Source organism: Rhizobium sp. 01N424 (assembly GCF_056399485.1).
In genome coordinates this window covers 157611-183951 of sequence record NZ_JBFTRK010000002.1, presented here as the reverse complement: position 1 = coordinate 183951, position 26341 = coordinate 157611, and the positions used below count along the sequence as shown (strand labels likewise).

The 26341-nt window shown below is 61.5% G+C and carries 25 protein-coding genes and 1 other RNA gene; 15 read left to right on the top strand and 11 right to left on the bottom strand.

Annotated elements, in window-relative coordinates; all coding sequences use genetic code 11:
* Positions 1–59: 59 nt before the first annotated feature.
* Both AC1DNK_RS06630 and AC1DNK_RS06625 read left to right on the top strand, forming a co-directional pair.
* Positions 60–1058 carry a flagellin N-terminal helical domain-containing protein gene (locus tag AC1DNK_RS06630; RefSeq protein ID WP_112387017.1) on the top strand — a complete coding sequence of 333 codons (999 nt, stop codon included), beginning with the start codon at positions 60–62 and terminating at the stop codon, positions 1056–1058.
* Between the two features lie 204 nt (positions 1059–1262).
* Complete coding sequence (locus AC1DNK_RS06625; protein ID WP_112515899.1) at positions 1263–1928, top strand: YiaD family glycine zipper/OmpA-like lipoprotein; 666 nt, start codon at positions 1263–1265, stop codon at positions 1926–1928.
* Positions 1929–1978: 50 nt separating this feature from the next.
* On the opposite strand, the gene AC1DNK_RS06620 is transcribed toward AC1DNK_RS06625, so the two are convergent.
* A complete protein-coding gene (locus AC1DNK_RS06620) occupies positions 1979–2386 on the bottom strand; it encodes a DUF2000 family protein (RefSeq protein ID WP_112387019.1) in 408 nt (135 codons plus the stop codon).
* A gap of 15 nt (positions 2387–2401) precedes the next feature.
* Between AC1DNK_RS06620 and AC1DNK_RS06615 the strand changes: the two genes are divergently transcribed.
* Entirely contained in the window at positions 2402–3307 is a 906-nt protein-coding gene (locus AC1DNK_RS06615) for an AraC family transcriptional regulator (RefSeq protein ID WP_477940114.1), read from the top strand.
* Here the strand turns inward: AC1DNK_RS06615 and AC1DNK_RS06610 are convergent.
* The 3 genes from AC1DNK_RS06610 to AC1DNK_RS06600 all read right to left on the bottom strand — a co-directional run bounded on the left by AC1DNK_RS06610 (position 3267) and on the right by AC1DNK_RS06600 (position 5805).
* Positions 3267–4364, bottom strand: a complete 1098-nt coding sequence (locus AC1DNK_RS06610; RefSeq protein ID WP_477940113.1) for an AbrB family transcriptional regulator — start codon at positions 4362–4364, stop codon at positions 3267–3269. The two genes, AC1DNK_RS06615 and AC1DNK_RS06610, sit on opposite strands and share 41 nt — an antisense overlap.
* A gap of 204 nt (positions 4365–4568) precedes the next feature.
* Complete coding sequence (locus AC1DNK_RS06605) at positions 4569–4817, bottom strand: DUF6719 family protein (protein WP_310294668.1); 249 nt, start codon at positions 4815–4817, stop codon at positions 4569–4571.
* A gap of 85 nt (positions 4818–4902) precedes the next feature.
* A complete protein-coding gene (locus tag AC1DNK_RS06600) occupies positions 4903–5805 on the bottom strand; it encodes a LysR family transcriptional regulator (RefSeq protein ID WP_112537726.1) in 903 nt (300 codons plus the stop codon).
* Between the two features lie 92 nt (positions 5806–5897).
* Here AC1DNK_RS06600 and AC1DNK_RS06595 point away from each other — a divergent pair, with 92 nt between their 5' ends.
* The 4 genes from AC1DNK_RS06595 to AC1DNK_RS06580 all read left to right on the top strand — a co-directional run bounded on the left by AC1DNK_RS06595 (position 5898) and on the right by AC1DNK_RS06580 (position 13243).
* Positions 5898–6932, top strand: a complete 1035-nt coding sequence (locus AC1DNK_RS06595) for an aldo/keto reductase (protein WP_477940111.1) — start codon at positions 5898–5900, stop codon at positions 6930–6932.
* A gap of 140 nt (positions 6933–7072) precedes the next feature.
* A complete protein-coding gene (locus AC1DNK_RS06590; protein WP_477940109.1) occupies positions 7073–8485 on the top strand; it encodes an FAD-binding oxidoreductase in 1413 nt (470 codons plus the stop codon).
* A gap of 89 nt (positions 8486–8574) precedes the next feature.
* The gene (locus AC1DNK_RS06585) at positions 8575–12282 is read left to right on the top strand and encodes an AsmA family protein (RefSeq protein WP_477940108.1); all 3708 of its coding nucleotides are present in this window, start codon (positions 8575–8577) and stop codon (positions 12280–12282) included.
* Between the two features lie 121 nt (positions 12283–12403).
* On the top strand, positions 12404–13243 hold the full coding sequence (locus tag AC1DNK_RS06580) for a glycosyl transferase (protein WP_477940107.1): 840 nt from the start codon (positions 12404–12406) through the stop codon (positions 13241–13243).
* Positions 13244–13412: 169 nt separating this feature from the next.
* On the opposite strand, the gene AC1DNK_RS06575 is transcribed toward AC1DNK_RS06580, so the two are convergent.
* The 4 genes from AC1DNK_RS06575 to ssrA form a co-directional block, all read right to left on the bottom strand.
* Complete coding sequence (locus tag AC1DNK_RS06575) at positions 13413–13622, bottom strand: ribbon-helix-helix domain-containing protein (RefSeq protein ID WP_112387026.1); 210 nt, start codon at positions 13620–13622, stop codon at positions 13413–13415.
* Between the two features lie 72 nt (positions 13623–13694).
* Positions 13695–13892 carry a DUF4169 family protein gene (locus AC1DNK_RS06570; RefSeq protein ID WP_112387027.1) on the bottom strand — a complete coding sequence of 66 codons (198 nt, stop codon included), beginning with the start codon at positions 13890–13892 and terminating at the stop codon, positions 13695–13697.
* Between the two features lie 67 nt (positions 13893–13959).
* A complete protein-coding gene (locus tag AC1DNK_RS06565) occupies positions 13960–14475 on the bottom strand; it encodes an SspB family protein (RefSeq protein ID WP_112387028.1) in 516 nt (171 codons plus the stop codon).
* 129 nt (positions 14476–14604) lie between these two features.
* Positions 14605–14969: a transfer-messenger RNA gene (gene ssrA / locus AC1DNK_RS06560) on the bottom strand.
* A 115-nt stretch (positions 14970–15084) separates the two neighbouring features.
* On the opposite strand from ssrA, the gene AC1DNK_RS06555 reads away from it, so the two are divergent.
* From AC1DNK_RS06555 to AC1DNK_RS06525, 7 genes are all read left to right on the top strand, one after another.
* A complete protein-coding gene (locus AC1DNK_RS06555) occupies positions 15085–15879 on the top strand; it encodes a thymidylate synthase (RefSeq protein ID WP_477940106.1) in 795 nt (264 codons plus the stop codon).
* Positions 15880–16028: 149 nt separating this feature from the next.
* Positions 16029–16994, top strand: a complete 966-nt coding sequence (locus tag AC1DNK_RS06550; protein WP_477831257.1) for a GGDEF domain-containing protein — start codon at positions 16029–16031, stop codon at positions 16992–16994.
* A 58-nt stretch (positions 16995–17052) separates the two neighbouring features.
* Complete coding sequence (locus AC1DNK_RS06545; protein ID WP_477940104.1) at positions 17053–17574, top strand: dihydrofolate reductase; 522 nt, start codon at positions 17053–17055, stop codon at positions 17572–17574.
* A 149-nt stretch (positions 17575–17723) separates the two neighbouring features.
* Positions 17724–18815, top strand: a complete 1092-nt coding sequence (gene hflK, locus AC1DNK_RS06540) for an FtsH protease activity modulator HflK (protein ID WP_112387030.1) — start codon at positions 17724–17726, stop codon at positions 18813–18815.
* Between the two features lie 3 nt (positions 18816–18818).
* The gene (gene hflC / locus AC1DNK_RS06535) at positions 18819–19757 is read left to right on the top strand and encodes a protease modulator HflC (protein WP_112515929.1); all 939 of its coding nucleotides are present in this window, start codon (positions 18819–18821) and stop codon (positions 19755–19757) included.
* Positions 19758–19767: 10 nt separating this feature from the next.
* Positions 19768–19953, top strand: a complete 186-nt coding sequence (locus AC1DNK_RS06530) for a DUF2065 domain-containing protein (protein WP_112515930.1) — start codon at positions 19768–19770, stop codon at positions 19951–19953.
* 103 nt (positions 19954–20056) lie between these two features.
* Entirely contained in the window at positions 20057–21709 is a 1653-nt protein-coding gene (locus AC1DNK_RS06525) for a Do family serine endopeptidase (protein ID WP_477940103.1), read from the top strand.
* 4 nt (positions 21710–21713) lie between these two features.
* Here AC1DNK_RS06525 and AC1DNK_RS06520 read toward each other — a convergent pair whose 3' ends face one another.
* Together AC1DNK_RS06520 and serB are read right to left on the bottom strand one after the other, a co-directional pair.
* Entirely contained in the window at positions 21714–22271 is a 558-nt protein-coding gene (locus AC1DNK_RS06520; RefSeq protein WP_477940102.1) for a GNAT family N-acetyltransferase, read from the bottom strand.
* Entirely contained in the window at positions 22268–23158 is an 891-nt protein-coding gene (serB, locus tag AC1DNK_RS06515) for a phosphoserine phosphatase SerB (protein WP_477940101.1), read from the bottom strand. Before serB ends, AC1DNK_RS06520 begins: the two co-directional genes overlap by 4 nt.
* On the opposite strand from serB, the gene miaA reads away from it, so the two are divergent.
* Positions 23159–24058, top strand: a complete 900-nt coding sequence (gene miaA, locus AC1DNK_RS06510; protein WP_477940100.1) for a tRNA (adenosine(37)-N6)-dimethylallyltransferase MiaA — start codon at positions 23159–23161, stop codon at positions 24056–24058.
* A gap of 4 nt (positions 24059–24062) precedes the next feature.
* Here miaA and AC1DNK_RS06505 read toward each other — a convergent pair whose 3' ends face one another.
* Entirely contained in the window at positions 24063–26108 is a 2046-nt protein-coding gene (locus AC1DNK_RS06505; RefSeq protein ID WP_477940099.1) for an ATP-binding protein, read from the bottom strand.
* Between the last annotated feature and the right edge of the window lie 233 nt (positions 26109–26341).

Sequence of the window (26341 nt, the reverse complement as noted above, 5' to 3'; positions counted from 1 at the left end):
TTTCGCGGACCCGGTCATGTCAGTTAGTTGCGTATAGTTGTGTTCGGAGTTCTAGTTCTGTGAGTATCTTTCAACGCACATCGGTTGATGCGGCGCTTCATATCCTGCGCGATACCAACCGCAATTTGACCACGACACAAAATCATGTTTCCTCGGGCCTTCGCGTCGAAAAGGCGAAGGACAACGGTGCCTATTGGGCGATTGCCACGACCGTCCGCACCGACAACAAGGCGAACGGCGCGATCCAGGACGCGCTGGGCATGGCGGCGGCCACCATGGGGGTCGCCTATACCGCGGTTTCCAGCGCCATCGAGATCGTCTCCACGATCAAATCGAAGCTGGTTGCGGCCACCGAGAACGGTGTCGACAAGACCAAGATCAACGATGAGATTACCCAGCTGAAGGCGCAGCTGCGCTCGGTGTCTGAAGCTGCGAGCTTCAACGGCGACAACTGGGTGGTTCTGACCGACGAAGACGATCCGACGAAGCCGAAGGAGATCCCGGCGGCGTTCATTCGTGGCGATGATGGATCGGTCAAGGTCTCGACGCTCACCTATCACATCGATATGCCGTCCACTGGTGTGACGACCTCTCAGGACGCCCGCTACATGGTCGACGACCGCGCCGGCGGCACCGGTGAATATGGGGCGCTGACCACGGATCATTTTGCGACCGAGCTTGGCGCCGCGAAGAATTACGTGATGATGTTCAGCAAAGAGGGAAATACGGCCGGTCAGGTCGAGGTCGGACTCGACGCCAATAGCTCGGCTGACGACATCAAGGATATGATCGGCGTGACCGATGCGGCGCTGAAGCAGATGACGACCGTTGGCTCGTCATTCGGGGCGCTCGAAAAGCGTATCGATCTGCAGAACGATTTCGCCAAGTCGCTGACCGATTCCTACACGTCCGGCATCGGACGCCTCGTGGACGCCAATATGGAAGAGGAGAGCGGCCGGCTGGCGGCCCTGCAGACGCAGAAGCAGCTCGGTCTGCAGGCTTTGCAGATCGCCAATGCGAGCTACAACACGATCACCCAGCTCTTCCAGGGCATCTGAGTTCTATAAGCTGAAATCGAATCGCCCGGGTCATCCCGGGCGATTTGCGTTAGGCCACTTCGTAAAACTGGTGATATCCGGGCACAGTTGGCAGTCCTGCGTGTGCATTTCCAGAATTTTGGGCTATCGGATGATCGCATTCATCTTGTTGCCGCATTCCTTAATATTTGCTCGGGTCAGCTTCGAACGGAGAGCCTTCTGCCCATGATCAAGAAATTCCTTCTTCTGGCGCTTGCCGCCAGCTATCTGAGCGCCTGCACCACGACCGACCCCTATACGGGCGAGCAGAAGATGTCGAACACCGCGGGTGGTGCGATGCTGGGTGCCGTTGGCGGCGCGTTGGCAGGGGCAGCGCTCGGCGGACGCGGCCATGGTGCGCGCAACGCGGCACTGATCGGGGCCGGCGTCGGTGCGCTTGCCGGTGGCGCGATCGGCAACTACATGGACCAACAGGAAGCGGAGCTTCGCCAGCAGCTCGAAGGCACGGGCATCTCGGTGACCCGCAACGGCGACAGCATCATCCTCAACATGCCGTCGAACATCACCTTCGACGTCGATCAGGATGCGGTGAAGCCGGGCTTCTATCAGACGCTGAATTCGGTCGCGATCGTGCTGCGCAAGTTCAACCGCACGCTCATCGACGTCAACGGCCATACGGATTCGACCGGCAGCCTGCAGCATAACCAGGATCTGTCGCAGCGCCGCGCCCTTTCTGTTGCCGATTATCTCGGCGGTCAGGGCATCGATCAGCGGCGCGTTTCGGCCGTGGGCTTCGGTCCGTCGCAGCCTGTCGCATCGAACGCGACGGAAGCCGGCCGTGCGCAGAACCGCCGCGTCGAAATCCAGATCGCTCCGGTTACCCAGGGCTGATTCGTCTTTCTCGATTGCAGACGGCCGGGTCATCGCCCGGCCGTTTTCGTTCAGGCATGCATGGATGCGCCCTTGGTGATCTTGTCGACGATCTTCTTGTCGGCGCGCAGCGCGATGCCGACGACCTTGGCGTCATCGGGCGCGAATTCTGCAAAGACGGCGCGGTTGGCGGCATCGTGGCCGGTGGCAAACATTTCCTCGATGAAAATCGACGTCGCGACGCCGCGCTCAAGAGATCGCCGGTGAACGGCTGATATCGTCGCGTCGTCGGCCGACAGCACGATGATCGGCTGTATGGAAAGCGGGTTGTAGAGATTTCCGGCGCGGTCCCTGTAAGCTTCGCCGAGGATTTCCGGGTGCCGTCCGGCGATGCCGCTCATCAGGAAGGCTGTGACATTCAGCGTCTGCCAGGATGCAAGATTGTTTCGCAGGACGATCGCAATTTTGGTATCAAACATGTTCCAGTCTTTCAGATGCGTTTCGAGGTAGCCTTGAGCGAGGATGTAAATTCAACGGTCTTTGCGGGTCTTGAACATTTGTGCGCGCCTCTTGCTGGCGACGGGATCCTGACCGCGCCGGCATTTCCGGGGATCGAGCGCATCGAGGCGCAATTTTCAGGCAATGCCTTCGAACCGCACCGGCACGATACCTATGCGATCGGCGTGACGATGAAGGGGGTGCAGACCTTCAGCTATCGCGGCGAGAGGCGTTTCAGCATGCCGGGGCAGGTGATCGTGCTGCATCCGGACGAGGAACATGACGGCGGTGCGGGAACCGAGGATGGGCTGCAATACCGCATGCTCTATATCGAACCGGCGCTGGTCGCCGACTGTCTGGAGATGGAGAAGGTGGGCCTGCCATTTGTCGATGAGCCTGTTTTCGGCGATGCGGCGTTGGCTGGCGTGTTGCTCGGCGCGCTTGCCGATCTCGATGGTGAGCTGGACGGATTGTTCGTCGACGATTTTCTGACCGACGTGGCGGGAGGCCTGGTGCGGCACGCTGGTGCATTGGTCCGCCCGATCGGCAAGATCGCCTGGCGGCAGGCGCGGCGGGCACGGGACTATCTCGAGGCCCATGCGACGCGCGCCGTTCATTCCAGCGAACTGGAGACGGTGACCGGCCTCGACCGGTTCACGCTGTCCCGGCATTTCCGCGCCGCCTTCGCCACCAGTCCGCACCGCTATCTGCTGATGCGGCGGCTGCAGCAGGCAAAGGCGTTGATCATTGCAGGCGAGAAGCTGCCGGAGGTTGCCTTTGCGACCGGCTTTGCCGACCAGAGTCATCTCAACCGGCATTTCAAGAAGGCCTATGGGATGACGCCGGGGCAGTGGGCCTCGCTCAGACGCGGCTCATCGCCAGTCCGCTCTTTCGCGCAATGAAGCGGGCGAGCATCGGGCCGGTCAACAGGATCACCAGGAAACGCCCGACCTGCATCGCCATGACGAAGGGCACGTCGACATCGCTCGATGCAGCGATGATGGCGACGGAATCCGCGCCTCCAGGGCTGGTCGCCAGATAGGCGGTGAGCGGATCGACGCCGGCGAGCTTGTGAAGCGCGAAGGCCATCAATCCGCAGATCGACATCAGCGTCAGGATCGAGGCGGCCACGCGCGGCAGGGCGCGGGCGGCATGGGCGATGATCGAAGGCGTGAAGCGCAGGCCGATGCTCCAGCCGATCAGGGCGTAGCTGATGGCGAGCAGCCAGAGCGGCAGCTCGATGGTGAGCAGGCCGAGGCCCTGCAGCGTCGACCCGGCGATCAGCGGCAGGATGATCGTGCCGCCCTGAATGCGGAAGCGGGCGGCGGCATAGGTGCAGAGGCAGGTCAGCGCCATTGTTGCGGCAAAAGCCGGCCAGTCGATCGGCGGGAAGAAAATCAGCGGCGGCGGCTCAGTGCCTTCCGCACTTGCCCAGAGTGTCGAGACCACCGAGGCGGCGACGGCAACGAAGACGACACGCAGATATTGCATGAATGCGACCAGGCGGGCATCGGCACCATAGGCTTCCGACATGATGGTCATCGCCGAGGCGGCACCGGGCGACGAGCCCCAAACGGCGGTCGTGCCTGGCAGGACCTGCCATCTGGTCAGGACATAGCCGAGCAGACCCGCGGCAGCGATGATCGAGAAGATCATCGACAGGAAGAGCAGGGCGTCGTCGGCCATTGTCTGGATGATATCGACGGTAATCGCGCGGGCCATCAGGAAGCCCACGAGTGCCTGGCCGAAGAGCAGCGGCCAGCGCGGGACGCGGAGCTGCGATTTCGAGGCGGTCAACGCGAGAACGATCGCGGCGACCATCGGTCCGATCAGCAGCGATGCCGGCAGGCCGAGCATTTCCAGCCCGAGAACCAGAAGCGTCGAAAACGCCAGCAGGATCGCCCAGCGGGGCAGGCTCGCTCTTGAAGGCAGGACGCTGGCAAGGGCTTTGAACGGCATTGATGCGATCTTGTTGGCCGATCGGGTTTACCGCGCGGGGCGATTGAAGGCAGGGATCGGCATGACTTCTCAGACCGGCGGGGGATGCCGGGGCGCAGTGCCGGTATATTTGTCAGCGCGCGTCAGGGTCAACTGCAAAATCTGGCATTGCGCGCCACCATCACCGGTGGCACGCGATGCGTGTGAGTCGAGCGGCGTGTCCGTTCACTTATGAACGCATTTCTTGCTGATGTTGTTGTTTCTTTTCGCTTTGGTGAACTTTGCGATCATCCCGGCGGGGCAGGTCTTGTCGTCGAACAGCACCGGCTCTCCCGGCGTCATCGTCGCCGCCGTCGGCTTTGTCGTCACCGTCTTGGTCTCGGCGCTTGCCGGCGATGTCAGCATCGCAAGGACCGCTCCTGTCGACGACAGAACGGTCATTCCTCTCATTTTCGGGTTGGTCTTGGCTTGCATCTCGGTGTCCCTCCGTTGCCGGGAAGAACACAACTATGCTTTGCGGCCTCTGCCAATTCGCCTTTTCGAGCTAGCCGCGAGGGGCTCATAGCTTGGCGTGGGTAGCCAGAAAATCGAGGAGGGCGCGAACGCGGGCGGGAAGCGGGCCGCCCTGGCCGATATAGACGGCATAGAAATCCTCGATATCGCCGGGATTGAAGGCTTCCATGACGACGGTAAGTCTCCCAGCGGCAATGTCCTGCCGTAGCGTGAAGGCCGCGAGCCGGGCCATGCCTGCGCCGGCGAGCGCCATATGGCGCATTGCTTCGCCGTCGCTGACCTGCACGCCGGGCGTTACCGGCACGTTGACCGTCTGGCCATCGCTGATGAGCGGCCAGCCCTGAATGGCGCGCGAATAGGAGAAGCCGACGCGGCAGTGCTTTTCGAGATCAGCGATGGATTTCGGCTCGCCATGCCGGGCAAGATAGTCCGGCGAGGCGACAATGAAATTGCGCGTGCTGCCAAGCTTGCGGGCGACGAGGCTGGAGCTCTTCATCGGACCGGCGCGGATCGCGACGTCGGCGCGTTCTTCCATCAGATCGACGATCCGGTCTGTCTGGGTGATGTCGAGGGTGATGCCGGGATGCAGCGCCATGAACTGCGGCACCAGCGGTGCGAGGATATGATTGCCGAAGGAGCCGCTGGTATTGATGCGGATTGGGCCAGTCGCCTGCTCGCCAGCCGAGGCATAGCGCTCGGCCTCGGCGATATCGGCGAGGATGGTGACGCTGCGCTGGTAGAAGGCGGTTCCCTCGGGCGTCAGTTGCAGCTTGCGGGTCGAGCGGTTGATCAGGCGTGTACCGAGCCGGGCTTCGAGGCGAGTCATCAGTTTGCTGACGGCTGACGGCGTCATGCGGCAGGCCGCGGCGGCCGCCGAGAATCCGCCGAGTTCGACGGCCCGGACGAAGACTTCCATTTCGCCCGAGCGGTTGATGTCCTGTCTGCTCATGATGAATTCAAGTCATAGATGAGTTTCTTTGCGGCAATCTATATCGCGGTAATGGCAGTGTCTATCTCTGCTGGAGCAACAGGAGAAAGACCATGGAATACAGAAATCTCGGCAGATCCGGCCTGCGCGTTCCGGTGCTCAGCTTCGGCGCCGGCACCTTTGGCGGATCCGGGCCGCTGTTTGGCGCCTGGGGCAATACCGATGCCACCGAGGCAAGGCGGCTGGTGGATATCTGCCTCGAGGCCGACGTCAATCTGTTCGACACCGCCGATGTCTATTCGGCTGGCGCTTCGGAAGAGGTGTTGGGGCAGGCGATCCGCGGCAAGCGCGATCAGGTGCTGATCTCGACCAAGACCGGGCTGCCCACCGGCGACGGATCGGCAGACTGGGGGACTTCGCGGTCGCGTCTGATCCGCTCTGTCGACGACGCGCTCCGCCGTCTTGGCACCGACTATATCGATCTGCTGCAATTGCACGCCTTCGATGCTTCCACGCCGGTTGAGGAGGTTCTGGCCACCCTCGACGGTCTCATCGCGGCCGGAAAGCTGCGCTACACTGGTGTCTCCAATTTCGCCGGCTGGGAGCTGATGAAATCGCTCGCCGCCGCTGACGCCAACGGCCAGCCGCGCTATGTCGCGCACCAGGTCTATTACTCGCTGGCAGGCCGCGACTATGAATGGGAACTGATGCCGCTCGGTGCCGACCAGGGCGTCGGCGCGCTGGTCTGGAGCCCGCTTGCCTGGGGCCGTCTGACCGGCAAGATCCGCCGCGGCCAGCCGCTGCCCGAAGGCAGCCGCCTGCATCAGACGGCGGAATTCGGCCCGCCGGTTGACGACGAGAAGCTCTACGACATTGTGGATGTGCTCGAAGCGATCGCAGCGGAAACCGGCCGCACGGTGCCGCAGATCGCCATCAACTGGCTGACCAGCCGCCCGACCGTCTCTAGCGTCATCATAGGCGCCCGCAACGAAGCGCAACTTCGCCAGAACCTCGACGCCGTCGGCTGGTCATTGACCAAGGAGCAGATCGGCAGGCTTGACAGCGTCAGCGCGCAGACGGCGCCCTATCCCTACTTCCCGTACCGTAGGCAGGAAGGCTTTGCCCGGCTCAATCCGCCGATCGTCTGACTGCTCGTAGCGCGGGCGGCCTCATGCAAAAGGCCGCCCCTTCATCATCCTGATTGCGGTCAATCTTGACTGGACATGTCTTCCCAGTTGTCTCATACCAGCCTGCCTGTCGATGGTGGAATGTATTGGAGATCAACGGGATGGCTCTCAAGGACGCGAAATCCGGGTTGCGCAACGAGGCGGGGATCGCCGCCGTTCTCGGCATCCTCAAACAGAGCTTCGGCGAGCGCTTCCAGACCGGCGAATCCTTTCGCGCCCAGCACGCCCACACGACCACCTATATTCCGGCGCAGCTGCCTGATGGCGTTCTCTTTGCCGAGACCGCTGATGATGTGAAAGCCACCGTCAGGGTTTGCGCGGAGCACAAAGTACCTCTGATCGGCTTCGGCACCGGCTCGTCGCTGGAGGGGCAGGTGAATGCGCCCTCAGGCGGCATCTCGATCGATTTCAGCCGGATGAACCGTGTTCTCGAAGTCAATGCCGAGGATCTCGACTGCACCGTCGAGCCTGGTATCACCCGCGAAGAACTCAACGTCTATCTGCGCGATACAGGCCTGTTCTTTCCGATCGATCCGGGTGCCAATGCCTCGATCGGCGGCATGGCCTCGACGCGCGCCTCAGGCACCAACGCCGTGCGCTACGGAACGATGAAGGACAACGTGCTGTCGGTGACAGCCGTCACCGCGAATGGCGAGGAAATCCGCACCGCGCGCCGCGCGCGCAAGTCTTCGGCGGGATACGACATGACGCGGCTCTTTGTCGGGTCCGAGGGGACGCTCGGCATCCTGACATCCGTGACGCTCAGGCTGCAGGGCATTCCGCAGAAGATCGGCGGCGGTGTCTGCTCTTTCCCCACGATCAAGGCAGCCTGTGACGCTGTCATCATGACCATTCAGATGGGCATTCCGGTCGCCCGCATCGAGCTTCTCGATGCGCTGCAGATCAGGTGCTGCAACGCCTATTCGAACCTCGACTATGAGGAAACGCCGACGCTGTTTCTGGAATTCCACGGTACCGACGAGACCGTCGCGCTGCAATCGCAGCAGTTTGCCGAGATCGCTACCGAATGCGGCGGCGGCGAATTCCTGTGGACCGTCAATGCCGAAGAGCGCGCCAAGCTCTGGAAGGCCCGCCATAACGCCTACTGGGCTTCGCGGGCGCTGGCGCCCGAGCTTGCCGCACTTTCGACGGATGTTTGTGTTCCTATCTCACGGCTGGCGGATTGCATCACCGAGACGCAGGCAGATATCGAAGCGAACGGATTGCTGGCGATGATCGTCGGGCATGCCGGCGACGGGAATTTTCATGTGCTTGTGCTTTTCGACGACAAGACCAGCGAGGGCATTTCGGCCGTCGAGAATTTCGTGGCGCGATTGAATGCCCGGGCGCTCGAAATGGATGGAACATGCACCGGCGAACATGGGATCGGGCAGGGGAAGATGTCATTTCTGGAACAGGAACTCGGCGGCACCGTCGATCTGATGCGGCAGGTCAAGCGCTCGCTCGATCCGGACAATATCTTCAACCCCGGCAAGATTTTCCATCTCGGCTGAAAACGGAACAATCTCATGATCTTCGGTCTTGCTACCGGCATGAATAACAGTAGTGTCGGCAACAGAATTCCGAATGGAGAATCCTTGATTTGATAGGCCGGTTCCTCGTCTTTCTAGGGGGAGTGATCGTCGTAGTGCTCGTTGTGGCGCTATTCGCACCGCTATTCATAGACTGGACCGATTTCCGCAAGAATTTCGAGGATCAGGCAAGCCGCATCATCGGCAAGAAAGTCACCGTGCATGGCACCGTCGATGCGCGGCTTCTGCCGTTTCCGTCAGTGACGCTGCATGACGTGCGTGTCGGCCAGGAGCCCGATGGACAGCCGATCGTGCAGGTCGAGCAGTTTTCGATGGATGCAGAGCTGGCGCCTTTCCTGTCGGGCGAAGCGCTGATTTTCGACATGCGGGTCGTCAATCCGAAGATCCGCCTGCGGCTGCAGAAAGACGGAACGCTGGACTGGACGCGCGGCAGCCAGTCTGAGATCCCGGCCAAGACAGTCGTGCTCGAAAACGTTCATGTCAGCGGCGGCGACGTGCAGTTCATCGACGATCAGTCCGGCCGCTCGCGCCATATTACTGGCCTCAATGCCGAGATGTCGGCGAAATCGCTTGCCGGTCCCTGGCGGATCGATGGTGATGCGACGCTCGATGGCGAGCATGGCAGTTTCGTGATCGCCAGCGGTCAGCCGGATGAAAACGGTGCGCTGAAGGTCCGCACCCGGCTGGTTCCGGATCAGCACCCCGTCAGCGTCGATCTTGATGGTGAGCTGAAGCTCGTCGATCGCAAGCCGAATTATCAGGGCACGATGTCGGCGGCGATCGAGAACCGCGGGCAGGCGAAGAGCGACAAGACCGCGCCGCCCCCTCGCGTCAAGGGTCGCTTCGAACTGACCAACGAGCGCATCCGCGTGCCTGATTACCGGCTGGAAATTGGCTCGACGGACGATCCCTATGTGATAACAGGCGAAGCGACGCTCGATACCGGCAGTGCGCCGGAATTCCTGCTGATCGCCAATGGCCAGCAGATCGACGTCAACAGGATCGGCAATCAGGGCGCCGGCGGCAAGACGGCGCGCGATCCTGGCCTGTCGGCCCGCCAGCGTCTCAATTCGCTGATCAATATCGTTGCCCAGGTGCCGATCCCGCAGGTGCCCGGCAAGGCGAGCGTCCGGCTACCGGCGATCGTTGCCGGCGATACGACGATCCGCGACGTGCAGCTCGACCTGCAGCCGGCCGGCGACGGCTGGACGATCGACGATGCGGTCGGAACGCTGCCCGGCCGCACGCAGGTGGAAGGCACGGGGCGCCTTGCGCTGCGTGGTCAGCCGTCCTTCAACGGGCACGTGACGGTGGCATCCAACCAGCCGAGCGGGCTTGCATCATGGCTTGCCGGTTCCGTCGATCCGTCGATCCGTCAGTTGCGGCAGGCCGGCTTCTCGGCGGATGTCAGCCTGACCCACCATAGGCAGGCTTTCGACAATCTGGAGATCGCCGTTGGTCCGGCAACGCTGAAGGGCAGGCTGGAGCGGCTGGCACCGAAGGACCAGACGCCATCGCTGAACGTGGCGCTCGGCGGCGATGCGCTCGATCTCGATGCGCTGCGGGCGCTGACCGGGCTGTTCACCGGCCAGGACGGCGGCGACAACGTGCTCGATCACAAGATCACCGCGCAGCTGAAGGTCGACAAGTTTACCGCTTTCGGCGTCGAGGCTGCGAATGTCGAGACCAATTTCACGATTGCCGATGGCGCACTGGCGATCGAAAAGCTGGCGGTTAAGAATTTTGCCGGTGCGGAATTGACTGCCACCGGCCGCGCCGAAGGCTCGCTGCTCGACTACAAAGGCTCCGGCGAGATCACCTTCAAATCGGCTGACCCCGGCCCGTTCTTCACCATGCTGAAGGAGCATCTGCCTGGTCATCCCGTAATGGACCGGCTGGTGCGCAATGCCGCCTGGTACACCAACACGGCGCTGCGCGGAGCGCTGACGCTCGGCGGCGATCAGGGCGACGGGCTGACGCTGACGCTCGCCGGTGTTTCGAATGGCAGCCGGGTCAATCTTGATTACCGGATGTCCGATCTTCTGGCGCTGACAGGCAAGGGGACGACCAGCCTGGAAGGGACGCTGGAGAATGCGACCACGGCCGTGCTCTTCGGTCAGGCCGGGCTCGATCCGCTGCCTGTAGAGGCCGATGCCAATGGCAGGCTGTCGCTGAAGGTTCAAGTTACCGACTCGGATCCCGCCGATGCATCGCTGGCCTTTGCGACCGACCGGACGTCGTTCACCGCCAGCGGCAAGGTCGATGTCCGCCCGGAAAACTTCATGAACGGCCAGATCGGCATATCGCTTGAGAGCGCCGATCTCGACCCATACCTGATCATGAACGGCATCGCGCTGCCGCAGCTCGGAACCGGCCTGCCGTTCGGGCTGCAGACGACGGCGACCATCGATGGCGGTAAGATCGTCTTTGCCGATCTCAAAGGGCATGCCGCCGACAACAAGTTTTCCGGCGGGCTGACCGTTGACCGCAAGGCTGACAAGACCACGGCGACGGGTGACCTGGCGCTCGACCGAGCGGATGCGATCTGGCTTGGCGAGACCGTCTACGGGCCGATGACCGATGCTGCGACCGGCAATCTGACGACACAGGGTCTCGGACAGCCGGTGTTCAAGGACACCGACGTCAATCTGAAGTTCTCGGCGAAACAGTTCTGGCCGGGCTGGTCCGGCGCGATCAACGATTTTTCGAGCACCATTGCCTACAAGGGCGACGAGCTGCAGCTGAACGGCATGCAGGGCAACTGGGACGGCGGCAAGCTTTCCGGCAATATGCTCTTCACCAATGCCGACGGAACCGGGTTCTTCCAGACCAAGCTGGCGCTTGCCGATGCCGATCTCGGCGGTGTGATCTGGGCGCGCGATGGAACGCCTGTTGCCAGCGGCAAGTTCGGCCTGTCGATGAGCTCGGAAGCCTCGGGCAAGACGATGACGGAGCTTGCGAGTTCGCTGACCGGCTCGGGCGAGCTTCGGCTGGGCGAGACCAACGTGCGCGGCCTGAACCTTGCGATCCTTGCGCCGCTGCTGTCGGCCACCGATCCGATGAAGGACCAGCTGAACGCCGGCAAGGTGCATCCGATCGTCGAAACGCTGCTGAACAACGGTGAGGCAAAGCTGCCGCCGCTGGGTATTCCCTTCAACATTACCGACGGCGTGCTGCGCGTGCAGAACGTCACCGTCGCCAATGATCTTGCCAAGGTCACCGGCAATGCGCAGATCGATCTGCCGCAGGAGCGGGTGAACGCCTCGCTCGATATCGGCCTCAACCCCGGCAACGAGGCGCTGTCCGGTGCCGACCCGGCATTGCGGCTTGATTTCTCCGGCCTTCTGGCATCGCCCGGCCGGACGATGGATGTCACCGACATCACCGGTTACCTGTCGCTGCGCGCCTTCGAGCGCGAACGCCGCCGCGTCGAGCGGCTGCAGGCCAACGTACTGGAAAAGCAGCGGCTGCGCCGCGAAGTGGCCCTCTATAAGTTCAACGACGCCGAGCGCGCCAGAGCAGCGGCGATCGAGGCTGAGCGCAAGGCCGAGGAAGACCGCCTGAGAGCGCTTGCGGAGGAGGCTGCCCGGCAGAAGGCGGAAGCCGATGCGAGAGCCAAGGCAGAAGCTGACGCCAAGGCGGCCGCTGCCGCGGAAGCGCAGCGCCGTGCCGAAGGGCAACTGGTCGATCCGGCACCGCCCGTCAGCGGCAACAAGCTGAATTTCGACACGCTGCCGGGCGTGCCGGTGCAGCAATAATCAGAGCGGATCGGGATTACCGTTTCCCGCGGATGCCTAAATTCGCTCTCACCGGTCTTCACAGGATGCTGATAGGTTGATACGCACCGGGACAACGCGCGCGATGACTTATGGAGCAGGAATGACAGGCGTCTTGGATGGCAGCAATGGCGTGAAGCAGGTCATCTGCATCAGTTGGGGCACGATGTTCGGCCCGGCCTATATCAACCGTCTCTATGCGATGGTTGCGCGCAACATCACGCCGCCCTTTACCTTCACCTGCTTCACGGATAGCCGCGAGGGACTGCATCCCGAGATCCTCTGCGAGGATCTGCCGCCGCTCAACATCCCGAGCCTGCCGATCAATACGCCCGGGATCTGGAACAAGTCGCGCCTCTGGGGACCAACGTTGGGGAACTTGAAAGGCAGCGTCCTCTTCCTGGATCTCGATCTGGTGATTGTCGGCTCGCTCGATGCCTTCTTCGAAGTTGGCGGCCCAGATGACGTGGTCATGACCCGAAATCAGACGACCCCGTTCGAGAGACTTGGCCAGACGTCGCTTTTCCGGTTTCCTGTCGGCAAGCTGGTTTCTCTGCAGGACAAGTTTTTTGCCAATCCGCAAAAGATCGCCGACGAATATCGTTTCGAGCAGCGGTTCGTTACCAAGAACGTGCCGGGAGGTCCGAAGTTCTTCCCGCGCAGCTGGGTGCTGCATTTCCGGCAGGACTGCCGGTGGCCGACACCGCTCAATTATTTCTTCGGCCCCCGGCTGCCATCCGGAGCCAAAGTGGTGATCTTCCCGCGTGGGCTGCGGCCTGAACACGCGATAGCCGGCCAATATCGGGACGGCGCTGCCGACAATGCGCGCGAGCACCTTTCACGGATCGTCAACAGGACGTCTCGCGGCGGCGAGAGTGTGTTCTCCCACCTCCGGCACTTCATACGCCCTACGCCGTGGGTGAAGAAGCATTGGCGGGAGTAGCTTCTCCTTTTCAGCGATGCTGCTGGCTGGAAGGATGTGCCGCTCGCACAAACGGCCAAGTTTTATGTGGCTGCAGATTGCATAAGATGAACTTGGATGGTTACCGCTAACCTAGCCATCAAGGGGTCGTTGCCGGGCGCCCACGGGTGCGGCAACGACCTCGCCAAATCTACCGCGCCTTCAGCCATGCCAGGACATGTAGCCGCAATGCCGAGGAGAGGTTGCTCTCGGAATCGCGGCCGTCGTCAATTTCGGAGATCAGGGCGGCAAGCGGTATCGAGCGGGCCGCGGCGATCATTCTCAATTCAGACCAGAATTCGTCTTCCAGCGAGAAGCTGGTGCGGTGGCCATGAAGCGTTGCGGAATGCTTGCGGATCATCGTCCGGTTTCGGTGCTTGCTTGAGATATTGATTCAGGAGACCAGGATAAATGGCTGGCGTGAGACGGTTTTTCAGCGCTCTTCGCCGCCGTCCTTTTCGATCCGGCCGTCACTATGCGTCTTTTCGGCTTTGTCGTTCAGCGCCTTCGTCAGCTGCTTCTCAGCCTTGGTTCGGCCGAAGCTGATGCGGTTCTGCTCGGCCTGCCTGTCTTTTTCGGAACGGGCCTGCGTCTTCTTGAACTGGCGGAGATTGACGATTTCGGCGCTCACGGCGTGCCTCCATCTGCAAAGGAAATGGGCCGGAATGAAAAAAGGGAAGCGATTGCTTCCCTTCGGATTACTGCTTCTTGCGGAATGCGTCGAGCGAGACGACGGAACCGGGCTTCTTCTCCTCGCCGCCTTCGGCAGGGGCGGCCGCCGGGGTTTCCTCGCTCTTTTCGGCCGCAACCGGATAGGCGGTGATCTCGGCTTCCGGCAGTTCTTCACCATCGGCCAGCGGCACGTCGAATTCCAGCTCGAAATTCACCGAGGGATCGTAGAAGCCGCGGATGGCGTTGAACGGAATAACCAGCTTTTCCGGAACGTCGGAGAAGGACAGGCCGATCTCGAACAGCGATTCGGTGATCTTCAGATCCCAGAACTGGTGCTGGATGACGATGGTCATCTGTTCCGGATATTTGCTCTTCAGGTGCTGCGAGATGCGCACGCCGGGAGCGCCGGTCAGGAAGGTGATGAAAAAGTGATGGTCGCCGGGGAGGCGGCCCGTCGTTCCGACTTCAGACAGAACCTTACGGATGACGCCACGAAGCGCGTCCTGTGCCAGAATGTCGTAGCGGATGTGGTCCTGCCCCATGCTTTTCCTGTCTTTCGTTGGTTCGGGAGTCTTTTCTCAGGGATATATGCCATGTCTGGCCGCCCTGCGAAAGTCTCGCTCCGAGTCATGCTTGATGAGAAGCATACATGATTTCAATAGCAGGGAGAAGGTGAAGGCTTCTGTTGCCAGGTGCCTTCGGACCCCGCCTCAAGGGGCTAACCTAGAGGACTTGGAGCGGAATTCCCGCACCGCCGTTAGGCAGCGAGAGCGTATTCCTTAGCGTTGTTGTCGTTTGCAACTACACTTGTGACCCGATAACGGCGGTATCATGCCGAGCAAAAAGACGATCTTTACACCCTTGTCGATCCTATTTCGCCCCCATCAAAAGCAGTCGCCAACCGGCTGTTTTTGGTGGAGGCGCCGGGTACCGCCCCCGGGTCCAATAGGTTTATTACACCGCTCATTTATCGCCATATCCGGTCCGAAGACCGGCAAGGGTTGATATAGTGTTTTCCTGACAGCATGGGAAGAGGCTTCGTCACAGAACCATCGCAGACGGTGCGGAAATGGCTGGATAATTCAGCGGCGGCGGTTGGTTTCACGCCCGGAAGAGCTTAAATATTGGCGGAAACGGAGTCGCCGGCGGCCATGAAGCAATATCTCGATCTTTTGACCCATGTGATGGACAAGGGCACCGACAGGGGCGACCGGACCGGTACCGGCACGCGCTCCGTTTTCGGATATCAGATGCGCTTCGATCTCGACGACGGCTTTCCTGTCCTGACCACGAAGAAACTGCACCTGCGCTCGATCATCCACGAGCTTCTGTGGTTCCTGAAGGGCGAGACGAATATCCGCTACCTCAAGGAAAACGGCGTCTCGATCTGGGACGAATGGGCCGATGAGAACGGTGACCTCGGGCCTGTCTATGGCGCCCAGTGGCGCTCCTGGCCGGCGCCCGACGGTGGCCATATCGACCAGATCGTCAATCTGGTGAACGGCATCATCAAGAACCCGAATTCGCGCCGCCATATCGTCTCGGCCTGGAACCCTGCCGAGGTCGACAACATGGCGCTGCCGCCGTGCCACTGCCTGTTCCAGTTTTACGTCGCCGACGGCAAGCTTTCCTGTCAGCTCTATCAACGCTCCGCGGACGTCTTTCTCGGCGTACCCTTCAACATCGCCTCCTACGCGCTGCTGACGATGATGGTGGCACAGGTGACCGGGCTGAAATACGGCGAGTTCGTTCACACGCTCGGCGACACACACATTTATCACAACCATTTCGAGCAGGCCAAGCTGCAGCTGACGCGGGATCCGAAGCCGCTGCCGCGGATGCTGATCAAGCGTGATGTGAAGGATATCTTCGGCTTCAGGTTCGAGGACTTCGAACTCGTCGGCTATGACGCCGATGCCAACATCAAGGCGCCGATCGCCGTTTGAGGCTTCGCAACTTCAGGCAAGAACAGGCCGCATCCGCGACGGAAAACGTCACTTTGCAGCAATGTCTGAAAATCGGCGGCATTCCATCAGTAAGATCTTAATAGATCTCGGTTATTTTCGCCCGCTTAGGTGAAGCTCCCGGGGCTTTTATGGACGATACTGACCTCCTTCCTCCAGACGTTCTTTCGTCGATGCTGATGCGCATGTTCGAGTTTGCGCCGATTGCCATGGCAATCACCACCAGCGACACGAGGACCTCGAGCTACGCGAAGGTCAACGATGCCTATCTGAAGTTGACCGGCCTGAAGTGGGAAGAGATCAGCGGCAAGAAGCTGACCTCGGATGGGGCTGCGATCGACAACCCGGCACGCGACCGGCGCCACCGTATGCTGGCCGAAGAGGGCGCCTATGTCCTCGAGGAAGTCGATATCCGCCATGCCGACGGAACGATCATCCCGACGTTGATTTCCGCGCAGAGAACGATCGTCGACGGCGTCTCCTTCGATGTCGAAGTGATCATGGATGTCTCGGCCCGCGTGCGCCATCAGCGCGAGATCGAACTGGCGCTCCGGGCGTCGGCGCGCACCGATGCGCTTTCAGGGCTCCCGAACCGGGCCTGTTTCGACGAGACGCTTGCCGAGCAGATCGCAGCAGCGCGTGCTGCCGACAAGGCGATGGCGCTCGCTTTCATCGATCTCAACGGTTTCAAGGCGGTCAACGACCGGCTCGGGCATGGCGCCGGAGACGAGGTGATCCGCACGCTCGCCAGCCGCTTCCGCGATAGTTTCAGGGCCAACGACTTCATCGCCCGCATCGGCGGCGACGAGTTCGTCGTGCTGATCGAGGTCGATCCGGTGCTCATTCATGATGTGCGCCATACGGTCAACGACGCCGCGGAGCGTATCTTCAAGCCGATTGCCATCGACGGCGCCATTACCGAAGTCGGCGCGGCCGTTGGCGTCGCGCTGCTCGAGCCGTCGGATACGCCGGCTTCCTTCGTCAAGCGGGCTGACAACTACATGTATCTTGCCAAGCAGACGGGCGACCGCGTCGCCGTCATCTGGCTCGGCAATCCGCATCCGCAGCAGGCGATAGCCGGGCGGGCGGTCGGCTAGCTTTCCTTTTGAGAAGCGGTTAGGTGTCGCGCTCGGCAATCAGTGCAGAGGGGCGGCTATGTCTGGCATCGTGAAGACAATCGTTGTTGCGGTTTCCGAAAACGGTATCATCGGCCGGGACGGCGATATGCCATGGCGGCTGTCAACCGATCTGAAACGCTTCAAGGCGCTGACCTCGGGAAAGCCGCTGGTCATGGGCCGCAAGACCTATGAGTCTATTGGCGGCAAGCCGCTGCCGGGTCGTCCGCATGTGGTGATCTCCAGACAGGCGCAGATCGACCACCCTGACGTGACGATGGCGCAGTCGCTTGCCGAGGCTGTCACTATTGCCGAAGACTTGGCGCGGGCCAGCGGCGGCAGCGAGATCATCATCGCCGGCGGTGGCGAGATCTATGCGCAGTCGATGGCGATTGCCGATCGCCTGTGCATCACGCATGTCGAGACCGAGGTCGAGGGCGACACGTCCTTTCCTGCGATCGACGCGTCATTGTGGAAGCCGGTCGAGACACTCGACGTGCCCGCCGGCGAAAAGGACAACTATCCGACGCGTTACGTCGTCTACGAGCGCTGTAACGGCTGATAACGAATTATTTTCCAAGAAAGAACACCAAGTCCTGCATGTCGCGTTGAAAGCAGGGGCGGCGATACCTATAACGGTCACAATCGCTTACCGTCTGCCGCCCCCGCGGGCATTATGCGATCGGGAGTTCAACGAACAAAGAGGTTTTGATGCCCTGGAGCAATCAGAATGGCGGCGGCGGCCCATGGGGCGGCGGCGGCGGTAACAACAATAATCAGGGACCATGGGGGCAGGGCCCGAACCGTCCAAAAGGCGGTGGTGGGGGCAAGGGCGGTCCGCCAGATCTCGAAGACATCATTCGCCGCGGGCAGGATCAGCTCGGCAAGATCGTACCTGGCGGCTTTAACGGCGGCGTGGCACTGATCGTCGTTGCGATCCTTGTGGCGTTCTGGATTTTCCAGTGCATCTACATCGTCCAGCCAGATGAGCGTGGCGTGGAACTGCGTTTCGGTCAGCCGAAGCAGGAAGTTTCGATGCCGGGCCTGCATTTCCATTTCTGGCCGCTTGAAACGGTCGAAACGGTCAAGGTCACCGTGCAGCAGCAGAATATCGGTGCCACATCCTCTGCATCCTCGAGCGGCCTGATGCTCTCGGGTGACCGCAGTGTGATCAACGTGCAGTTCGCCGTGTTCTTCACGGTCAGCGATCCGAAGGCCTATCTCTTCAACGTCGAGAACCCGGCAGAGACGCTGCAGCAGGTTTCCGACAGCGCGATGCGCGAAATCGTCGGACGCCGCCCGGCCCAGGACGCATTCCGCAGCAACCGTCAGCCGATCGAGACCGATGTTCTCAATATCGTGCAGGGAACGATGGACCGCTACAAGGCGGGTATCACTGTCACCGGCGTGACCATCCAGAACGTTGCTCCGCCGCGTGAAGTCTCCGATGCCTTCGAAGAAGTGCAGCGTGCAGGCCGCGACCGCGACAGCACGATCGAAGAGGCAAACCGCTACACCAACCAGCGGCTCGGCCAGGCGCGAGGCGAGGCGGCTCAAATCCGCGAAGACGCCGCCGCCTACAAGGACCGTGTTGTCAAGGAAGCCGAAGGTGAAGCGCAGCGCTTTACTTCGATCAACGACGAATATGCGAAGGCCCCTGATGTGACGCGCAAGCGTCTGTTCCTGGAAACCATGGAACAGGTGCTGAAGAATTCGAAGAAGGTCATCATCGACGAGAAGCAGGGGGTCGTACCCTACCTGCCGCTCAACGAAATCGGCAAACCGGCACAGCAGGGAGGTTGAGCCATGACATCCAATAAACTTCCCGCGGTGCTGATCGCGCTCGCGGTCATCCTCTTCATCGTCTATTCGTCGGTCTTCGTGGTCAATGCACGCGAGCAGGCGATCGTCGTCCGCTTCGGTCAGATCCAGTCGGTCAAGACCGAGCCGGGCCTCTATTTCAAGCTGCCGTTCGCCTTCATGGATGCGGACCGCGTCCAGTATGTCGAGAAGCAAGCCCTTCGCCTCGACCTCGATAACATCCGTGTACAGGTGCAGGACGGCCAGACCTTCGATGTCGACGCCTTCGTCATCTACAACATCGCCGATGTCCGCCGCTTCCGCGAAACGGTTTCGGGCGACCGCGAGGCTGCCGAAGCACGCCTTCGCGCCCAGCTCGATTCGTCGCTGCGCCGCGTCTACGGTCTGCGTGACTACAACGCCGCTCTTTCCGAAGAGCGCGTTGCGATGATGCTGGAGATCCGTGACGATCTCCGGATCGATGCCGAAAACCTCGGCCTCAACATCGACGACGTCCGCATCCGCCGTACCGATCTTTCGCCGGAGGTTGCGCCGAACACCTACAACGCCATGCGCTCCGAGCGTCTGGCCGAAGCCGAGCGTATCCGCGCTTCGGGTAACGAAGAAGGTCAGCGCCGCCGCGCCGTCGCCGACCGTCAGGTTGTCGAGATCACTGCGGAAGCGCAGCGTGATTCCGAGATCCTGCGCGGTCAGGGCGATGCGGAACGCAACCGGATCTTCGCCGAATCCTTCGGCAAGGATCCGTCGTTCTTCGAGTTCTACCGCTCGATGTCGGCCTATTCCTCGGCACTCTCGTCGCAGGATACGACGCTGGTTCTGTCGCCGAATTCGGAGTTCTTCCGCTACTTCGACAGCTCGACCGGTGTGCCGTCGGTACCGCCGGCCGCTCCGGCTCCGGCAGCACCTGCCGCACCGGCAAACTGACAATAGAAGAATGCAGGATTTCCTGACGGGACTTGCATTCTTTCTCATCATCGAGGGGCTGGTCTATGCACTGGCCCCTCGTTTTCTTGTGCGCATGTCCAAGCTTCTGCCCTCGATACCCGAGCAGCAGATTCGTGCCTTCGGGCTGGCCGCGATTGGCCTTGGTGTCGGCTTCGTCTGGCTTCTGAGACGCTAAGTTGAGATTGCGCGGGATTTCGCGAAAAGGTGATTTCACGCTCCATCATTCCGCCCTATGTTGGTGGTCAGACTGCCGCTTTGACCCGACATGAGGAAGCTTGATGGCCCCCACGACACGCCCGACCTTCAGACGATCGCTCGCTCTCCTGGCCGGCGCTGCCCTTCTTGCCAATATCGGTCTTGCCGGCTCCGTTGCAGCCCAGGGAACGCCGCCGGTGAATGGCCCGGCTTCCGTCGCCGATCTTGCTGAAGGCCTTCTCGATGCCGTCGTGAACATCTCGACATCGCAGAACGTGAAGGGCGACGAAGGGGCAGGCCCTGCGCCACGCGCGCCCGATGGTTCGCCGTTTCAGGAATTCTTCAACGACTTCTTCAACAAGCAGCAGGGCGGCAAGGGCGGCGGCAACCACAATGTCAGCTCGCTCGGCTCCGGCTTCGTCATCGATCCGGCCGGCTATATCGTCACCAACAATCACGTCATCGAAGGTGCCGACGACATCGAAATCAACTTCGCCAACGGCACGAAGCTGAAGGCCAAGCTCATCGGTACGGATACCAAGACCGACCTTTCCGTCTTGAAGGTCGAGCCGAAGGCGCCACTCAAATTCGTCAAGTTCGGCGATTCCAGCGGCATGCGCATCGGCGACTGGGTGATGGCGATCGGCAACCCGTTCGGCTTCGGCGGCTCGGTGACGGTCGGTATCATTTCCGGCCGCGGCCGCAACATCAATGCCGGCCCTTATGACAACTTCATCCAGACGGATGCGGCGATCAACAAGGGCAATTCCGGCGGTCCGCTGTTCAACATGAAGGGCGAAGTCATCGGCATCAACACGGCGATCATTTCGCCGAGCGGCGGCTCGATCGGCATCGGCTTCTCGGTGCCGTCGGAGCTCGCTTCGGGTGTTGTGGCGCAGCTGCGCGAATATGGCGAGACGCGGCGCGGCTGGCTCGGCGTTCGCATACAGCCTGTGACCGACGACGTCGCCGACAGCCTCGGCCTAGATGCCGCCAAGGGCGCGCTTGTCGCAGGCGTCATCAAGGGCGGACCTGTCGATAACGGCTCGATCAAGGCCGGCGATGTAATTCTGAAATTCGACGGCAAGGCGGTCAACGAGATGCGCGATCTGCCGCGTGTCGTTGCCGAAAGCCCTGTCGGCAAGGAAGTCGATGTCCTGGTGCTCCGCGACGGCAAGGAGCAGACCGTCAAGGTGACGCTCGGGCGTCTGGAGGATAGCGATCAGGCTGCCGCGGCGAGCGGCGATAGCGGCGGCTCTTCGGATGGCGGCGTGATCAACCCCGATCCTGGCGAAAACGACGATATGGACGAGCCGGATAGCGGTCAGGCTCAACCGTCGCCCGACAACAAGGGCACGGAGAACAAGGCACCGGATGCCAAGGGCAATCAGGGCCAGACGGACCAGCAGGGTCAGGTGGCGCCGGATGCGGCATTGCCGAAGAACGTGCTCGGCCTGTCGCTGTCGCAGCTCAACCCCGATATCCGCAAGACCTTCAACATCGCCGAGAGCGTCGATGGCGTCGTTGTGACCGAAGTGACGCACGGATCGGCTGCTGCCGAAAAGGGCCTGAAGCCCGGCGACGTGATCGTCGAGGTGGCGCAGGAATTCATGAAGTCACCGGATGCGGTCGCCGCCAAGGTTCAGTCGCTGAAGCAGGAAGGCCGCCGTAACGCCCAGATGATGATCGCCGCCGCCAACGGCGACCTGCGCTTCATCGCCGTACCGATGGAGTAAGAGCCTAGCCGCGCTCGGGCGCGCTGATGGCATAAAGGACATGGCGCACGAATTGTGGCGCTGTGTCCGGGACCTTCGGGTGATTGAAATCGCGCTCGGGGCGGTGAGTCATGCCGATGCGCTGCATTACGGCGCGGGAGCGGCGGTTTTGCGGGACGGTGAAGGCGACGATTTCCTTGAGACCGTGGTTTTCGAAGCCGTGTTTGAGCAGTGCCGTTGCGGCCTCGCTCACATAGCCCGCGCCCCAATGGCGCTTTGCCAGCCGCCAGCCGATTTCGACGGTACCGTCAGGGATCGCCGGCTCATGCGAGGTCCGCACGATGCCGCAGAAACCGAGCGTTTCGCCGGTGGCCGTCAGTTCCAGAGCGTAAAAGCCGAGGCCGGTTTCGGCGATCATTCTTTGAGCATAGTCGAAAAATTCGTCCGATTCCGCGCGGTTGCGCCGCTTCGGAAAGAACTCCATGACATCAGGATCGGAGTTGATCTCGTGGAAGAGTTCGCGATCCTCCTCACGCCAGTTGCGGATTATCAGGCGCTCTGTCGTGAGGATGGTCCCGGTCATGGCGTGACGAAATCCGTCTTGCGATAGCCCTGGATGTAGAGCAGGGCGGTGAGATCGCTGTGGTTGATCCGCATCTTCGCTTCGGCGGCGACGGCCGGCTTGGCGTGGAGCGCAACGCCGGAGCCTGCGAGATGGATCATGCCGAGATCGTTGGCGCCGTCACCGACCGCCATCGCTTCTTCGGGCGAAATGCCGAGCTTTTCGGCGATGTCGTTCAGCGCATCGACCTTGGCCTGCTTGCCGAGAATCGGTTCGGCGACGAAGCCTGACAGGGTGCCGTTCTCTTCGAGCAGCAGGTTGGCGCGGTTCTCGTCGAAACCGAGGGTGGCGGCGATGCGGCTGGTGAAGACGGTGAAGCCGCCGGAGACGAGAGCGGTGTAGAAGCCCTTGGCCTTCATCGTGGCGATCAGTTCCGGGCCGCCCGGAGTCAGCGTGATGCGCTTGGCGATGACATCATCGACGACGGAAATTGGCAGGCCCTTCAGCAACGCCACGCGCTCGCGCAGTGCCGGTTCGAAGGCGATCTCGCCGTTCATGGCGCGGGCGGTGATGGCCGCGACCTCGTCCTTGAGGCCGACTTCGGCGGCGAGCTCGTCGATGCATTCCTGACCGATCATCGTCGAATCCATATCGGCGATCAGCAGTTTCTTGCGGCGGGTCTCGGCTTCCTGCACCACCACATCCACAGGCTCACTGCCGATGACAGCGCGGATCGCGGCCTCCGCCTCTGCTGCATTCGAGCCGTCGCGAAGGGCGATATCGCAGGCAATTCCGTCTGCCAGCCAGTAGAGACCGGCTGCGCTGACGCTGTCATGCGCCTTCTCGGCAAGCGCCGGTGACAGAACGGGGTTTGACGGATTGGCAACAAGCGTGGCAACGAGAGCCATATGGAAAACCTTCTGAGCACAACGAGTGCGATCCTGATAACCGGGCCAACCGCCAGCGGCAAGTCCGCGCTTGCCGTGAAGCTGGCAAAGCAGCATGGCGGCGTCGTGATCAACGCCGACAGCATGCAGGTCTATGACACGCTGAGAGTGCTGACCGCCCGTCCGTCCGGCGAGGATATGGAAGGCGTACCGCATCATCTCTACGGGCATGTGCCGGCGGGCGCGGCATATTCGACCGGTGCCTGGCTGCGCGACGTCACGGCGCTGCTTCCCGAGCTGCAGAGCAGGGGGCTGATGCCGGTTTTCGTCGGAGGCACGGGGCTCTATTTCAAGGCGCTGACGGGAGGGCTCTCCGATATGCCCGAAATTCCCGATGCGATCCGGGCGCGGCTCAGGCGGCAGTTGAACGAGGAGGGGCCAGCAGCACTCCACGCGGCCTTGCAATCCAGGGATCCGCCGATGGCCGAGAGCCTCAATCCGGTCGATGGCCAGCGGATTGTCCGGGCGCTCGAAGTCTTCGAGGCGACGGGACGGTCGATCGCGGAGTTCCAGGGAAAGGCCGGACCAGTCATCGTCGATCCTGATGCCGCAGAGAAGATCGTCGTGCTGCCGGATCGTGCGGTCCTGCATGAGCGCATCAACGGCCGTTTCGAAAAGATGCTGGAGCAGGGCGCCGAAGACGAGGTGAGGGCGCTGCTGGCGTTGAGGCTTCCTGCCGAAATGCCTGTCATGAAGGCGATCGGCGTTTCACAGATAGCCGCGATGTTCGAAGGCCAGATGACTCGCGCCGAGGTGATCGAAAAGGGCTCGGCTGCGACGCGCCAATATGCGAAGCGCCAGATGACCTGGTTCCGCAATCAGATGGACGAGAGCTGGTCGCGGCTTTCGGGTGCCGCCTAAGCAATCAGTCCTTCTTGTAGAGGCTGCTCAGCGGCTTCTTGAGAATGCTTTCGCGCAATGGCGATGTTCCGGGCTCCCGGCGGATCGACGGGGCCGGTTCCTGGTTGCCGAACGCGCGGGGCTGGCTGGCCTCTTCGCGGCGTATCTCGCGCCGCAGCGCTTCAAGACGGCTGTCGATCGATCCGGCGGCTGCGGGCTGCTGATCCTGAGATGCGTAGGCTCGGGGCAGCATATCCGGCCGGTAAGGATCGGACGGCGACATCGGGGGTGCTGTGACCGGCTGCGGATAGGGCTGCCCTTCCGGCGGCTCCTCGTCGTCGAATAACATGTCGCTCTGCATCGCGGCGCTGAAGCTATTCTGGAATGATGAGATGTCAGGCCCTGCAGCGCCGCTGACGGCGCGCATACGGCTGACGATCTTGCGCAGGTCGACGGTATCCGGATCATCGTCCGAATGTTTGGCCGTGGCGCCATTGGCTTTTGGCAGCAGGTGTTCCGGCACGCGCGAGAAGCGCATGCGCATCGGAACGCTGATCGCCTCGCCGAAGGCGATGGCCTCGCCATTGCCGATCGAGGAGATGAAGCTTGTCGTCGAGATCGACGAGTTCGGGATCGCCGAGCGAATGATTTCCTGGTCGCGGTCGTTGGCAAGACGCATGGCAAACAGCGTCGAGCACTGCGACAGGATCGTCTGGTCGAGCTCGCCGGGGCGCTGGGTGATGATCCCGAGCGAGACGCCGTATTTGCGGCCTTCCTTGGCGATACGTGCGATCGCCTGGCGAGTCGGCACGAAGCCGAGCGTCGGGTCTGCCGGTATGTAGCGGTGTGCTTCTTCGCAGACAACCAGCATGTGGATCGCGCCCTCGCTCCAGAGGCCGACTTCGAAGGCCATGCGGCAGAGTACCGAGGCGACCGAGTTCACGACTTCGGAGGGAATGCCGGAAAGCTGGAAGGTGCAGATCGGGCGGCCTTCGCCCGGAATGCGGAAGATCTGCGCCACGGTCTCGGTGATCGTGTCGGAGATCGTGTTGTTGGAGAACATGAAGTGATAGCGCGGATCGTTGATCGCCGCGATGATGCGCATCTTCAAGGATCGCAGGAACGGCTTTTCAGCGCGGCCTTCCAGGCGGCCGATGCGTTCGTCGATCAGCGCCAGCAGATCGGCCATGCGATAGGGAACCGGCGTATCGGCGGTGATCGAGCTCTTTTCCGTCGTGCGGCGCACCAGCGAGCTGTCGCTGCCGCGGAAGGCGCGCTTGGCGTCCGGCATGATGTCGCGCAACATGTCCAGCTCTTCGGGAACCGGCGGACGGCCGCGGAAGACCACTTCGGCGAATTCCTCCAGCCGCATCAGCCAGAAGGGCAGGTCGAGCGTATCGGTGTCGATGACGACGGAATGTTTGGGGAAGGCGGCTGCGAACTCGTTGTGCGGGTCGAGGATCAGCACGCGCAGCTTCGGATCGGCTTCGATCGCCTTGTTGAGCAGCAGCGAAACGGCGGTCGACTTGCCGACGCCTGTCGAGCCGACGACGGCGAAATGCTTCGACAGCATCGAGGGCACGTGGATCGCCGCGTCGATGCTTTCGTCCTGGGTCAGATTGCCGATGACAGCGGTGGTACCTACGCCTGCATCGTAGATCCGCATCAGGTCAGCCGAGCGGATGCGGTGGGCTACGGCGCCAAGATAGGGGTAGCGCGAGATGCCTGTGGAAAATTCCTCGCGTCCGTCTTCTTCGACGCGCACTTCGCCCAGCAGTTCGGCCTCGATGCTGAAGCCGTTATCCTCGCCTTCACCCCACATGTGGGAGCCGGTATTCATCTGATAGACGAGGGCGACGACGCGATTGCGTCCGACGCTGATCGAAATCAACCGTCCGACGGACCAGAGTTCGGTGAGATCAGTGCCGCCGGCTTCGGCAATGGCGGCGATCGTTGTGCGGGATCCGCTGCACGCGACGACACGGCCGAGAAAGCGGTTTCCCCGTTTCCCCATATCGCGGCGGTCATGCTCGCCGGCTTTACCTGACGTCTGCAAGTCGTTGTTGCGCAACGGCCTACTCCCTGCGTTAGCGGACAAAGATATGATTTATCTTTTAACAAATGGTTCCGGCCCTTAATTCTGGAGGGTGAGAACCTGTAGGAGAGGCTTTCCAGCAGGACGGTTTTTTATTTCGGCTGGCGTTGACGCTACGAAATTTTCTGTCTATCAATTGCGCCCATGAAAATAGCAGCAATTCTTATTGTGGTGGGAAAGCGCATGGGCAGGATGGTGTAACCATCCGG

Bases quoted from the DNA above. Each gene is read 5' to 3' on its own strand.
- AC1DNK_RS06625 (WP_112515899.1), top strand. From the start codon at position 1,263: ATGATCAAGAAATTCCTTCTTCTGGCGCTTGCCGCCAGCTATCTGAGC.
- AC1DNK_RS06620 (WP_112387019.1), bottom strand. From the start codon at position 2,386: ATGTTTGATACCAAAATTGCGATCGTCCTGCGAAACAATCTTGCATCC.
- AC1DNK_RS06615 (WP_477940114.1), top strand. From the start codon at position 2,402: ATGCGTTTCGAGGTAGCCTTGAGCGAGGATGTAAATTCAACGGTCTTT.
- AC1DNK_RS06610 (WP_477940113.1), bottom strand. From the start codon at position 4,364: ATGCCGTTCAAAGCCCTTGCCAGCGTCCTGCCTTCAAGAGCGAGCCTG.
- AC1DNK_RS06605 (WP_310294668.1), bottom strand. From the start codon at position 4,817: ATGCAAGCCAAGACCAACCCGAAAATGAGAGGAATGACCGTTCTGTCG.
- AC1DNK_RS06600 (WP_112537726.1), bottom strand. From the start codon at position 5,805: ATGAGCAGACAGGACATCAACCGCTCGGGCGAAATGGAAGTCTTCGTC.
- AC1DNK_RS06595 (WP_477940111.1), top strand. From the start codon at position 5,898: ATGGAATACAGAAATCTCGGCAGATCCGGCCTGCGCGTTCCGGTGCTC.
- AC1DNK_RS06590 (WP_477940109.1), top strand. From the start codon at position 7,073: ATGGCTCTCAAGGACGCGAAATCCGGGTTGCGCAACGAGGCGGGGATC.
- AC1DNK_RS06580 (WP_477940107.1), top strand. From the start codon at position 12,404: ATGACAGGCGTCTTGGATGGCAGCAATGGCGTGAAGCAGGTCATCTGC.
- AC1DNK_RS06575 (WP_112387026.1), bottom strand. From the start codon at position 13,622: ATGATCCGCAAGCATTCCGCAACGCTTCATGGCCACCGCACCAGCTTC.
- AC1DNK_RS06565 (WP_112387028.1), bottom strand. From the start codon at position 14,475: ATGGGGCAGGACCACATCCGCTACGACATTCTGGCACAGGACGCGCTT.
- AC1DNK_RS06555 (WP_477940106.1), top strand. From the start codon at position 15,085: ATGAAGCAATATCTCGATCTTTTGACCCATGTGATGGACAAGGGCACC.
- AC1DNK_RS06550 (WP_477831257.1), top strand. From the start codon at position 16,029: ATGGACGATACTGACCTCCTTCCTCCAGACGTTCTTTCGTCGATGCTG.
- AC1DNK_RS06545 (WP_477940104.1), top strand. From the start codon at position 17,053: ATGTCTGGCATCGTGAAGACAATCGTTGTTGCGGTTTCCGAAAACGGT.
- hflK (WP_112387030.1), top strand. From the start codon at position 17,724: ATGCCCTGGAGCAATCAGAATGGCGGCGGCGGCCCATGGGGCGGCGGC.
- hflC (WP_112515929.1), top strand. From the start codon at position 18,819: ATGACATCCAATAAACTTCCCGCGGTGCTGATCGCGCTCGCGGTCATC.
- AC1DNK_RS06530 (WP_112515930.1), top strand. From the start codon at position 19,768: ATGCAGGATTTCCTGACGGGACTTGCATTCTTTCTCATCATCGAGGGG.
- AC1DNK_RS06525 (WP_477940103.1), top strand. From the start codon at position 20,057: ATGGCCCCCACGACACGCCCGACCTTCAGACGATCGCTCGCTCTCCTG.
- AC1DNK_RS06520 (WP_477940102.1), bottom strand. From the start codon at position 22,271: ATGACCGGGACCATCCTCACGACAGAGCGCCTGATAATCCGCAACTGG.
- serB (WP_477940101.1), bottom strand. From the start codon at position 23,158: ATGGCTCTCGTTGCCACGCTTGTTGCCAATCCGTCAAACCCCGTTCTG.
- miaA (WP_477940100.1), top strand. From the start codon at position 23,159: ATGGAAAACCTTCTGAGCACAACGAGTGCGATCCTGATAACCGGGCCA.